This window comes from Rosistilla oblonga, from assembly GCF_007751715.1.
GTDB lineage: Bacteria > Planctomycetota > Planctomycetia > Pirellulales > Pirellulaceae > Rosistilla > Rosistilla oblonga.
Genome location: NZ_CP036292.1, coordinates 1,810,155 through 1,823,993, shown reverse-complemented (window position 1 = coordinate 1,823,993; position 13,839 = coordinate 1,810,155). Strand labels below are relative to the sequence as shown.

The window sequence follows — 13,839 nt, the reverse complement described above, 5'->3', positions numbered from 1 at the left end:
ACACACTTTCCTGCCCCAATTGCAATCACGAAATCGAACTTACCGAATTGATGCGTACGCAGGTCGCCTCTCAGATCCGTGGTGAACTTGGTGCCGAAGCTACGAAACTTCGGCGTCAACTCGAAAACCAACAGAACGAAGTTGCTCTACAGCGGGAGGCGCTAGACAAACAGCGAGAGACGCTGGCTGAACAGATCCAATTGCGTGTTGACGAGCAGCGAGTCTCGTTGCTGGCCGAGGCAAATCAAAAGGCTGCTGCTGCGGTCGCGGTTGAGATTGCTGATCGTGACGCACAACTGAAGGAACTGGCCGAAACCCTCGACACCGCCCGCACAAACGAGTTGGAACTGCGTAAACAGCAGCGCCAGCTTCAGTCGGAGAAGGAATCGTTGAAGCTGGAAGTCGCTCGTCAATTGGATGACGAGCGGAACAAAATTGTTGAAGAGACGAAGTTGCAATTGGACGAAGCCCATCAGCTGAGGCAAGCCGAAAAAGACAAAACAATTGCTGAGATGGCAGCAAGACTTAAGGAACTGCAGCGCAAAGTCGAGCAGGGATCGCAGCAACTTCAAGGCGAAGTTCAGGAGCTTGCACTCGAGGATCTGTTAAGCACGTTGTTTTCGGCGGATTCCATTGAACCGGTTGCGAAGGGCGTTCATGGTGGCGACGCAATTCAAAGGGTCTACGATACAAGCGGCTTGGGTTGCGGCGAAATGCTATGGGAGTCAAAACGCACCAAGAAATGGAGCAACGCTTGGCTTGCCAAAGCACGTGACGATCAGCGGGCAGCACGCGCAGGCTGCGTTGTGATTGTCACTGAGGTTCTGCCGCCGGGCATCCGCAACTTCGGTTTGATCGACGGAGTTTGGGTTTGTAATTGGCCCTCCGTTGCCGGGCTCGCGACTGCTCTCCGTGTTGGCCTTGTTGAGCTCGGAAAGAGCAAGTTGGCCGTGCAAGGGCAAAACGAAAAGATGGAGCTTGTCTACAACTATCTGGCAGGACGAGAGTTTCAGCAACGGGTTGAGGGGGTGGTTGAGGCGTTCGTAACAATGCAGACCGACTTGGAATCGGAACGACGATCCATGCAACGGATTTGGTCGAAGCGTGAAAAGCAATTGCAAAGGGCGTTACTGAACACCGCGGGATTATATGGTGATCTGCAAGGCATCATCGGTTCGTCGATGCCGGCGATCGAAGGACTTGCGACCCCTGCAATCGAGTACTCGGATGTTTCGGTCCCGCAGGTCAGTGCCTAGGCACTGGCCGACCAGTCGGTTCATTTTTACCCGACTTCGAGTCGGGCTCTTTACAACCAAACTATCTCCAAGTCGATTGGTACGACCTTGACGCTTCTTAACATCACCGGATACATCGTTCTTCTATTTGCATGCCTGGCAGTTGCCTCGATGGAGCAGGAAGTATCATTCCGCATGCGCCTCGATTTCAGCGTTGAGAAACCGAAAGCATTGACAGCCGGTTTCGTTCTCCTTGCCGTTCACCTTGCAGGTTTTGCAGATATCCCTTTAACAGGCTTTGTCGCCCCAAATTTTTTCGCCGCACTTGTGACAATAAAGTAGACATGCCAACCAGTGAGCCTCGCCCCGATTCGTTTTCGGACGAAGTTCCCGGTCGTTCATCTTGGTCTGGACCTTCTCCCAAACTCCGACAGACCGTCCACGGGCTGCTTGTCACCCGGCCCCCCCTTCCTGAATCTCCAGACACTCCCGAGATGTCTTTGTCTACATGCCGCATTAGCGCCAGTCGGTCACAAAAACGGACTATGCCAGTCCCCTCGAAACATGCCAACACCGTGCCCAGGACGGACTCTAAGGTGTTGCTGGTGCTGCGTTTGTGAAGAAACGTTTTCTGGGCGGACCGCGAGGAAGAATCGGCTCACACACCCAGCTAACAATGGGTAGGACCACCGCCATCACGCTTTTACAGTGGTGACGCTAGAGCTGCCATGATGGCGTCGGCTCTCGTTGTTGGCCTGTTTGTGGCACGTCTATCTCTTGGGCATTACCCTGTCGGCCTTCCGCATCGGCGGCCAACTGTTCTTCGCTGGGTTACCACCTTCGCCGGTCGTGTGGCTCAGGCGGCTTTAACTCCTCGATGTAATTTTTGCCAAACCATTCCCGCCGACATTCATTGCCAGCGTGCTCGACGCCAGAGCAACCATGGCCCCAGATCTGGACCGCCCCGGTTGGCGCCTTAAGCCGAGCAACTGGTAGCGATGACTGTGTTAGTTTAGTCATCGCGTTTGCGTCGGTGGTAGCTGATTTTGCAGCCATTCGAACGCAGAATTGTTCGTGAAGCAGGGGGATTGCGGTCGCTGGGGGGAGACGCAGCCCCCCCCCCCTAGATGCGTTGGGAATGCACTCCAAACAGTTGTGCTGCAACTTGGAGGTATGTAAACTTCCGGTTCCGCTGGGGGGCCCGGCCGGATAAAGCAGGATCACTTGCGGCATGGAGCGTGTCGTTGATTCGTCTGCGGTAGCCAGTGCTTATGGAAGAGTCAAGGGCGTCCTCTGGGCGGAATCCACCTTCACGTCATCACGTTGCCGGTCAGTCCTGACCAACCTTTCGCAGTAAGCAAACGCCGCATCAACAGCGTTTAGGGCAACGTTCATGAATCACTCCAAGTCAAACAAATCCTCTGCGCGATCCAGAGCCCGCCACCGCAAATCGGGCAAGCCGTCCAAGCGACGAATGCTCTTCGAGATGCTCGAAGACCGACGACTGCTGGCCGTTGCACCGGCGGGCTTGATCAGCATCGAAGACGCTGTCACGCGAGTCCGTAGCGCCGAACAGATCACGGGCGTTACCATCATCACGCATGGGTTTGAAGACGACCGAAAACTGGGCGGAGACACGCTTCTCGATTTGGCACTCGCGATCAATGATCGAGCTGAATTGGAAACGGGGAACGATGCGTGGATCGTCGATGTTGATATGGACAAGTCGCTTGTCCAGGCGTTTGTCGATCCGACGCCAAGCGACGCGAATCGCTCCTACGATTTGCCTCAAACGCTCAAAGGCAAGAGCGGAGAGCTAGTCCTTCTTTTCGATTGGTTTGTTGAGCCAAACAAATTGTCGACCGACTGGGTTGAGGCGGCTGGCGAATCGCTATTCACGATGCTGGTACAACTCGGAGTAACTGAACTGGCAGGTGGCCAGAATCTACCAATGCACTTCATCGGCCACGGCACAGGTGCAATCGTCACGAGCGAAGCGGTTGAGCGACTCGCTCAATATAAAATCCCCGTCGACCACCTCACATACCTTGATCCTCATGACTTCGATCAGCCGACATTCATTGGAGATGAGTTCCTCGCAGGAAATTCCGTCAAAGCGTCACTTTGGAACAACGTTGCATTCGCAGATACAATCTACCAGAGCACGTCTGGTAACGAAGCCCAAGGCCGACCAATTCCCGGCGCATTCAACACGCTGGTTGAAATATCTGGAACAGAAGTTTCACTCCACGAAAGCGTGTGGCGAAACTCTTATTTGCCATCTGTCGTTGCAACGACAAGTTCTGGCTATCAGTTCTCTCGAATAGCTCGAGGCAATTTTGCCTTACGTCCTGACGACAACTTCGGCAGTGGATTAGCCAAACAAGTCTACTCGAACGTTAGTAGCCCACTGCGATTCGCTCCAGACTATTCCCCGGAGATCCTTGCCAAATTGCCCGGTATTGAGGCCGCTTTTGATGCGGCAAATCTTATTCTCAGTCCATTGATCCCAGGATTGGGAATGTTAGACGTCGAAATCGTTCTGGCACCAACTCTTGACCCGACGTTTTATGCGAACGCTGGTGCGAACAGTTACGTCCTAAAACAGTCCGCTGGTGCGACTGGAAATTATGAAGCGGGTACACTCTTTGAATCGCGTACGGGCAATGATCCGAATGGCTCGACGGCTGACATTACTTTAACAATTTTTGACACAGAGGGTTTGAATGGTGAAAAGCTTGGTGACAGATTCTTCGTCGATGCCTCTGGACTCGAACGTCGTGGCGGCCTAGTAGCAGGACAGTTGGATCTTATCACTCTAATTCAACATGAGCTTTTCCACGGACTAGGTTTCATTAGCAGCTACGTTCAGTCCAGTACCACGGCACCTCGATTGAGTACGCAGATGGAATTCGGAACGGTCACATTCATACCGTCAACGCCCTCGTCTGTTTTTAGTACATCGCTGGATACCCTGATCGACTTCCCGGCTTTCAATTCTCCGGAGTTCTCGGGATCTAATGCATACCTTGCGAATGGAAACTTCACGGTGGGTCTGACCATCGGTAAAGGCCGAGGCAGTGACTTTGTTCATGTCGTGCAATCTGAATTCGGAAAATCGTCAAAAGTCTTGATGGCATCCTTCTTGGAACCGTACTCCGCAACTAGTGCTACCGAAGACCTTCTATATCCGACGGCGTTGGATTCGGCGATGCTATCTGATATCGGGATGCAATCAGAACTTCAGTGGGGCAGTCGACTTTCGCCTATATCCGCTGCGGTGGTTACACACGGTTCAGTTGCGCCAGCTTCTGTTTCTCGAGCAGTTGCTGGCTGGACTGGTTTTGGAAAGGATACTTCTGCAAAGCCAGTAACGACCGACGGTCTTGATTACTTCCTTAATTTAGGTAGCACCGCAAAATCAGCGTCATATAACCGCGTTTACGTGCCAGCCGACACTGGCCTTATCGATTTCACCTATCGCTTTGATTCGTTGACGGAGTTGACTACAGCCAAACAACCTGTTTTCGGTAATGCTGCGAGGCTTCAGGTTTCCTTCGGCGATCAAGTTGTTGATTCGATTCCTCTTCGGCTGCTTGCTTCGCAACTCGAAGATGGTGAACTGATCGGCAAACGTAGCATCGCTTTGCCGTCCAATCTCCGCAATCAAGTCGGCTCGATTCAGTTTGAACTAATCGGAGAGCCTGGGAATGTCTCCCTGGGGGTCGATGGGCTGCGACTAAATGCCGGTGGTTTGACAGGCGACGTTTTCTACGTCGATCTGTCGGCATTGCAAAAACAGATTTCCGAGACCGGTGGAAACGCTATCACCCGTGGCACACTAAACCTTGGTGTCGAAGGCTCTTTTGGATTGAACTTGCCCGCCGATACGACGATTCGCGAGTTGCGAGTTGTCCCTGTGAACGGGCGATGGGATAGGGCGGATATTGTCTATAGCACCGGACTTGGCAATCCTAGTCAGATGCTGGGACGAATTCTGTTCGATGAAGCGAATGGAACCGCAGATTCAATCGTTGAAGGCTTCTGGCTCGCACCGTCCACCCTCGATGGCTTATCCGTGGACGAGATACCTTCTGTGGCTGGAGCTCGGTTCCGAGGATTCCAAGGGTCACTTATCGTTGGACAGAAAGGGAGTGACAAGACGCAGGAGGTCGTGATCGCAGCGGGACAAAGTGGATCGGGCGATTACAGAGTCGCTGTGAACCAAGAAGGTAACCTAGCGCGTCAGCTTGATCGGATCGGGGCGGCGCGTCTTCAGCAACGACTCAACTACTTCGGCTTTACCGGGCAGAACAACAAGGTGTTGGCCGTTGATGGAATAGTCGGCGCGGAGACGGAATATGCGCTACGACGATTCAAGGCAACGACAGCGAGCGAGTTGACAAAGCGTAGTGAAGTTAATGATCTGACTATTGCGAATCTGCGCGGCACTGAATTGGATCGACTGACACTGCTTTGGCTAAATGCCGTCAATGCTTTCAATCTCTTGAGCGAAAATGACCCGATTTCAGTAGCCGGAAGCGAAGGTTCAGGGGTTGTTGGAAAACAGATTCTCTCTTTGGTGCCAAACTTCAGCGGTGATTCACTCAATAGTGTCCCTGATTTGCGACGAGGAATTTCTGGAATTTCCATCAAGTTGGAAGACGGTTCATTTGATTCGGTGACCTTGGGAGAGTTACTGAAACGGTCAAACGACAAGGAAGTAGATTCACTGAATTTATTGCAAGACTTGCTGCTTGACTTCGCTGCGGAATTTGATTCGTCCCTTAGTACTGTCGTCAGAGATGCTGATGAACTAATCGGCACCACCAACGAAATCACTTTCGCGAAGATTGGCACTGCATACACTGCGAAGGCATTGATTCCAGCGGAGTCTTTAATTGATATCCAAGGATTGCATCTTGACCTGTCGGAGAGCAGCGCAGCGAATCGTGCCGATTACGACGCCATCTCGCTCCGTTTACCGCTCTCCGATTTGTCCATTGAGCTAAACATAGACGCCGAGTTCAGAGTCAAACTGAACGGTTCTGACCTTTCAATAGAGTTCACAAAGTTAAATCTCTTGCCAAGCATCATTGCCACAGCGGCAGGAGTCGCCGACGCTGAAGTAGGACGGATTGGCGCTTTGAAACTTTCGCTTGACGACGACGTCAACGACATTAAGTTTACCCAAACGATTCCCATCAATTTAAATAAGCCGGAGGACTTCTCACAGGCAACTGGCTTCACAAGTTCACCTGAGTCGCGTTTGTCTCTCGGTGATACTTCCAAGAACAACAAGAGACCGATTTCCGGAACACTGCTGGTTAGCGATACGCACGCTGGAACCACGGATTTAATCCCTGCGATCGAGCGTCAAGAAATTAACCTCTCCAATACCCGCATTGATGGTCCGTTTGAAAGCATTGATGTTGTTCTTGATTCGGCGTTCCAGTACACCCCGTTTCGCCATCTGACACCCGAAACGCTGGGCAGCAGTTTCACTCAGTTCGGTTCATGGCTCGACTCTCTGCCTGGTCTAGGCGAGTTAGCGAAGAAGTTGCCGATCGCCGACTCCAATACAGTTGGTCAGGGACTAGGCTTCGGGGAATCTTGGAGCAATGCGTACACCAAACGTGTTGTCGACGAAGATGGCCTCCCGATTTATCCGACGATCCAAGACCTTTGGGTTGGCATGGGCAGCGATCCGCTTACGAATCCGATTGCTGGAGTCACATACGTCGATTCAGCATTAAAGATCAAATTACAAGGTAGCACCAATCACGCGGCAAACGAAAAAGAGTTCACTCTTGGTATACCGGACGACCAGAAGAAGGTCGATGCCAAGAACAATGCGTCACATGGGTTGACTGGATTTTCAACAGAGTCCACCGCAACGATCTCTGCGAAATCGCAATTCGATTTCACCATCGGTGTTGACTTATCCGACCCTGGCAAAGGAGCCACGCCCGCCGAGGATTTCACCAGCAGCACCAATTTAGTAGAAAACCTGCTGCGGCTTCGTACAAATGGATACGTTACTGCTCCCGACTTCATGGTGACATTGAGTGACGGGCGATCCTTTGACGTCAGCTTGACGGACTTGGGCAAGAACATCTCTGCGGCAAGTATTGAAACTCGCCTAATGACCGCTGCCAAAGCCGGCCTGGGTGATGAGACGTCGTTTCTAGCAAAGTACAACCCAGCAACGTACTCACTACGCTTGTTCGATATGACAGGCGGCGATGCGTCGCCATTTAAGATCAAGCCGATTTCGTTGGCCACTGCGACCATTGCGGAGTCAGAGTTTACCTCCAGTACGCTTTCCCTGATTGTGAACCGATCGGACGGCTCGACTAGGAGTATCCTTCTCAACAAGCCAACTTCTCCCCTTGGATTCAACACGAGTGAATACGATCGAGCGATCAATGGACTCGCGTTTCGTCCTGTGTTCGACGTAGAACCATCTGATGCTGACCGCCCGACAGCGAAAGCAACCCGGTTTACCATCGTCGATCTTTCGTCGGGTGATTCGCCGTTCACGGTCGAGGCAGAAGGGATACCGAATTTCCAGGTTTTTACTTATGGAAAGCGTGTGTCACCGGCCGCGTTCACGCTTGGGCTTGCCAAGGAAGTGTCGCTGACATCGAACTCGAACGAAGACGGAAACGCACTGAGGTTAGAAACCTTACCGCTGCACGGAAAGACGCTGGCCGATCAAACGTTCATCGACGCATCGGGATCAGTTCCACCAAAAATTACGTCGAGCATTGACCTCAACGCAACAAACATCGAGGCAAAAGCGAATCTCGGGATCGTCCAATTCAAGATCACGGACGGCACTGGGGCCGCACACGTTGGTGCTGACATCGAGTTGCTTGATCCGAATCTCGATGGACGCGTGACGCTTCGAGAGTTATTTGAAGGCGCAGGGCGACACCTTGCTGCCAAAGGAGCTGCGATTGCCAACCCAATTTTTCGGTTCAATCCTTCTCTTTCGGGGAGCGGTAGTCTTAACCTGCCTCTAAGCGGAACGGTATCCGGAGTCAATCCCCTTGCTGCGATCGCCGATCCAAGAATCTTGATCACTTGGCCGACACTCGACTCAGTGCCGGTGTTCGGCTACCAGCCTGGAGAGTTGCCAACACTCGGCCTGGGTGGTTTCGATTCAGTGCAAATCCACAAGCTACTCGATCAGATTAAGACGTTCATTGCCGACCTAAGCAACAACGATCTGTTGGCAGCGAAAATTCCGGGATTGAATAGCGGGCTTGGTGACCTGCTCAACTTCGACAATCAATTCCAGCAAGTAATCGACGCTGTGAAGGATACAACTTGGGAGTCGATCGAAGCGGCTGAAGAAGCGATTGAAACTGTCATCGCAAGGTTCTTCAAGGTTCCCAATACTACAGCGGATGATGAGTTATTTCAAATCGACATTGGCAAAGACGCGACATCACAGTTTGACGTGTCGCTAAATCTACAAGACATGGTGCTTGATACCTCAAAAAATTCGGCGACGGGAATTAACTTTGATTTCACGCTAACCGACGATCAATTGCCAGATGGATTGAACAGAATCCTCGACGCGCGCGGTAGTGGCCGCGTTGATGCGTTCGCATCAACCGATTTGACTCTCAACATGTCGCTCAGTTTTGATGCGTCGAACAAAGTTACCGCCGTATTAAAGCCAGGCAAGGTACTGGACACCAACTTCAAAGTCGTCGGTAACGCGTTGCAGTTCAAAGCGGTCGTTGGCCCACTGTCTGCGAGCATTGGTGATGGAACGCTCGGGACGAGCAATGCCAATGTCGGCTCGTTTATTGCGGTCAGTAGCACGGGCGTACCGGGAACTTCGCTCTCGACAAATCTTGCGAACGTCGCAATTTCGTCCTCGGGCGGTGCAAACTTTACTGGCGTGTCGACTGGAAAAATTGGAGCACGACTACCAATCCTACCCGCATCAGACTCTCCTGCGAGCCTGATTATCAATCCGACGGATTTCAAAAACCTGAACGACATTGAGCTTGAGTTAACAGGAACGCTTCCCACCCCCGTGGATATGCTACCCACCCTTTCCGAAGGCTGGATGGGTGTTTTGGAAGTTGTCGACTTAGCAATCGATAACAGGGAATTGTTTGAGCGGATTCCTGTCATCGGCGGCCATTTGAGCGATGGCATTAAGTTTGTCGAGCAGATTCGTAACGGCATCACCGACGTGCTGGCCACAATCGACGGTTTGGCGGATCAAATCCCACAAAAAGTCTTTGATCGACTAGGTCCAACAGGGTTAAACATACTGAAGTCACCAACTTTAGGTGGTGTTGTCAGTGCTAGCGATGTGAAGTACACGCAAGACCCAACTCGCACAAAGTCCGTCAGCCTGACGCTTCCGCTTGGTGGAATACAGAACATCGCCGAATTACCGATCGACATTGGACTCGATGCGTTGGGCTTAAATGTTGATGGCAAGGTGAAGGTCGATCTCGATTGGAACTGGGTTGTCACGGTCACCGCTGATGTCGAGAAAGGAATTACGATCGCGTCGAGTCCGATTCATGTGGGCTTCACTGCGACGTTGCCTGGATTAAACGCAGCGGCCAATCTGGCTGGTGTCTTGCAATTGACGGCGACCGACAAGGATTCATTGCTCTCGGGTGGATTTCAGATCGACGTAGGGGGAAACTCGTTAGGTGATCTTTCTGCGAGTGCATCGGGGTTTGCTATTGGCGACGCCAGTCATTTGACGCTGTCGCTTGTCACATCCGTCGGTAGCAGTAGCAACTTCCCGAGCATTGAGACGGAATTGGACATCCGATGGAAGGACGGAGACCTGGCCCAACAAAACATTGCGTTTAACAACATTCAACTCGATGTTGGAACACTCATCAAAAACCTTATTGGACCGTCAGTCAATCGAATTAAGGAAGCCGTTGATCCGATCAAAGATTTTGTGGACATGCTCGATGCTCCGCTTCCAGTGATTTCTGAATTGTCTGGCGAACCTGTCAACCTCATTGACTTGGCTTACATGGTGGGCCAACAGGGGTTGGGATATGGAATAGATGAGTCAACCTACAACACTGCTAAGGCATTTATTTCGGTAGTCAAGACCGTTTCACGGTTAACGGACATTGCAGCGAGTGGAAAAGTTTCGTTGGGATCATTCACGTTTTCGGATATGGACTTCAGCGACGCGAGCACAAAAGACAAACTGAGCAACAAGCTCGACTCAAACGGTGAATCACCATTTGATACAGCGTTTGCAGTTCTGATGGGGCAGCCTGACAATAACAATCAACCTGACCCGATGGCCGGTCTGCCAACCCCCGTGCAAAAAAGAGTGTCCGATCTGCACAAGCTTCCGAGTGGTGAACGAGGCTTCCGTTTTCCGCTATTAGAGAAGGATTCGGCGATCAAGGAAATAATGCGTATCTTCCTCGGTCACGAGGACGTGACGCTAATGGAATATGACATGCCGATCCTTAGTGTCGGATTTGAATACCGGCAACTTGTGACTTTGCTTCCACCATTCGTTTGGGCCGATCTAGTCGGCCGACTGGACGCATTCATTGACTTGCGATTTGGCTATGACACTCAAGGTCTTTTTGACTTCGCTAGATCGAAGGAAACGGATGATCTTTTAAACGGTTTCTATATTCAAGACAGGGATAGCCTCACCAACGAAGACTTTCCTGAGGTTCGTCTCGTTGGCAGCATCACCCTCGAAACGCCTCAAGCCTTGAATTTCAATATCAATTACGGCGTTGCCAAATTGACGATTGCCCCCTACGGCGGTGGCGGTATTTTTGCGACTGTCGATCTGAACCTGCACGACCCAAATGACGATGGCAAGGTTCGGATAGACGAGCTTACTGAGCGATTTGAACTGGGGCCGCAGTGCATATTTGACTTGCATGGCGAACTTTCCGCGAAAGCTGTTGCCGGATTAAAGGTCACGGGCAGCGTTAACCTTGGTTTCAAAAAAATTTCCAAAACATTCATTGAGACCAATGCTGACCTCGTCAATCTCGTGCTTCTTGAGTATTCGCATTCGTGCAGCGCGAAGGAGATCGAATTAGCACGTGATATTGGAAACGGTGTTTTCCAACTGAATGTTGGTGCCAGTGATCAAGAAGAAAAGTTTCGTATCGAGGCCGGAAAGGAAGCTGGTCAGTATGTGATTTCGGCCTTCGAAACGAGTCAAACGATCAGCAACGTGAACAGTATCGTGGCACACTTTGGGGACGGAGTGAATGTTCTGACCGTTGCCCGAAACGTTACGGCTCCCGTGACAGCTTGGGGGGGATCAGGCGACGATGAGTTCTACGGCGGCGGAGGGAGTTCTACGTTCTATGGATATGCCAAAAATGTGGAGCAAAAATCTAGTCCAACGGGCGATCGTGACACACTGGTCGGTGGCCTCGGCGTCAACTATCTCGATGGCGGTGCAGGAAATGACAAGATCACTGGCGGACCAGGAAATGACACTCTTATCGGCGGCCCAGACGACGATTTGATTTTAGGCAAAGCGGGGAACGACGTCATCGTCGGCGGCGCTGGCAATGATCGTATTGACGGTGGCGAAGGCAATGACGCTATCCTTGGTGATGGACTCTCCCCCGAGGGTGGTGGTGGAACACAGGGTTACATTCCAGGTCAATCTCCATTCACGAAAGCGCAAATAGATGCAGACGGAAAAGCCTACGAGACTCTCAAGGTAGTTGCTGGCCGCGATGTGATTAATGCCGGTTTCGGCACCGACTGGGTTCACGGCGGCGGTGGGGCGGATGCGATCGATGGTCAGAAGGGTAACGACATGCTCTTCGGCGGCGACGGCGACGATGAAATTCGCGGAGGTACAGGAGACGATCTCATCGATGGCGGCAACGATAGCGACGAATTGTTTGGGGAAGCGGGCAGCGATGTGCTGATCGGAGGTGCTGGTCGAGACACGCTCTATGCCTATACAGCAACGATTGTAGGCCAAGCGGTTTCTAACGAGGGGACCAAACAAGTATTGATCGGTGATTGGCCTTCTGATTCGACACCCGATGTAACCTTTAATAGTTTTGCTGAGTGGGAGCGGCTTTACGTCCTAATCAATACCGATAAAAAAGTTCCAACTAACCAGTCGCTTGCACCATCGGACTCCTCGGATCGCATTTATGGAAGTGATGGAGATGACTTTGTCGTTGCAGGACCGGGCGATGACGTGGTCAATGTATTTGCGGGTGAAGGGGTTGTTTATTTGGGAAGTGGCAACGATGTCTTGATGTCAAATGCCGCCGCAGGAAAGAGCCTCACCATCGACGGTGGCGACGGGAACGATCGCATTGAAGCGGGCGAATCGAATGATTTGATTCGAGCTGGCAGTGGAGATGACTACGTTTTCGCAGGCAATGGTAATAACACGGTCTACGGGGACGCAGGAAACGACTTTATCACGTCCGGCAAGGGACGTGACATTGTTTACGGCGGTAGCGGGGACGATCGCATTGAGGGGGGGAATGGAGACAATGATCTATTCGGGGAAGATGGTAACGATTCGCTGATCGGTGGTATCGGACGCGACTTTTTGGTTGGTGGTTTGGGCGACGATGTAGTTCAGGGAGGCAAAGGGAACGATCTGCTGTTCGGGGGCCATGCGGCGTTTACGTTTGTTGAAATGCTTGGCACAACATTGTTCGATAAGAACATGATGTTGACGTCCGCGATGCTGCGAGAATCGGGAGGCTTTGAATTTCCGATTGAATTGGCAGAGCGGAAACGCGAAGGCGTTACAAATGATGGATTTGCGCTGATGCCAAGGTTGGTCAAGCAACGGTCGCTGGATGGCAGTGTTCCCGGTGGCAGCGATGATGGGCGCGACTCACTGGAAGGTGGTGACGACATCGACTGGTTGTTCGGCGGAAGCGGCGATGACCGACTGCTTGATGGCGGGGACGGTAGTGACTACGTCGATGCGGGTGCTGGGAATGATTCGTTCGTTACCGGTGGTGTAGGCAACGATATCATTCGCGGTGGCGAAGGCGATGACATCGTTCGTGGTGGATTCGGGATCGACTTGGTCTTCGGCGATGGCGGAACGGATTACGTTTACGGTGATGAAGGTATCGGCACCAATGACGCGATCACGGTGGGGCAGACGCTGTGGGGCGGAGCGGGGATCGATTATCTGTATGCTTGGGCAGCCAACACAGCCGCTGACATTACTAGCGACGAAGTGCAATTGCTAGGCGACGAACTGCACGGTGGACCGGATGGCGACGTTCTTTACGGCAATGTGCGCCGCGAATTGCTCTACGGAGACGGTGGTAAAGATCGCATTCTTGGCGATTGGCTCAATGGGCCGGACTATGCAGACAACAATAAAGCGGACACGGTCGGTGGTGACGACTTGTTGAGTGGTGGTTCGGGGGAGGATGATCTGTTCGGCGGCGGCGGCAATGACCGTTTGTATGGCGGAGCGGATTCCGACATCCTCGAAGGCCAGGATGGGTACGATGCACTATACGGAGAACAGTGGCTCGACCAATTGGTGCTGGATACCGCGAGCCACTACAAGTTCTTCGGTGACTCGTTTGATGGTGACTTGGGCGTT

3 protein-coding genes (1 of these 3 cut by a window edge) are annotated in these 13,839 nt (G+C 52.1%); all 3 read left to right on the top strand.

The genetic code is table 11. The features are described from left to right. The first annotated feature begins 50 nt into the window (after positions 1-50). A complete protein-coding gene (locus CA51_RS06440) occupies positions 51-1,256 on the top strand; it encodes a DUF2130 domain-containing protein (RefSeq protein ID WP_145118866.1) in 1,206 nt (401 codons plus the stop codon). An 87-nt stretch (positions 1,257-1,343) separates the two neighbouring features. Then, on the top strand, positions 1,344-1,577 hold the full coding sequence (locus CA51_RS06435; RefSeq protein ID WP_145118864.1) for a hypothetical protein: 234 nt from the start codon (positions 1,344-1,346) through the stop codon (positions 1,575-1,577). Between the two features lie 1,051 nt (positions 1,578-2,628). Beyond that, positions 2,629-13,839 carry the start of a Calx-beta domain-containing protein gene (locus tag CA51_RS06430; protein WP_145118862.1) on the top strand. 19,602 nt of this gene lie beyond the right edge of the window, so the window shows 11,211 of its 30,813 coding nt (coding positions 1-11,211); it begins with the start codon at positions 2,629-2,631; its stop codon lies beyond the right edge, outside the window.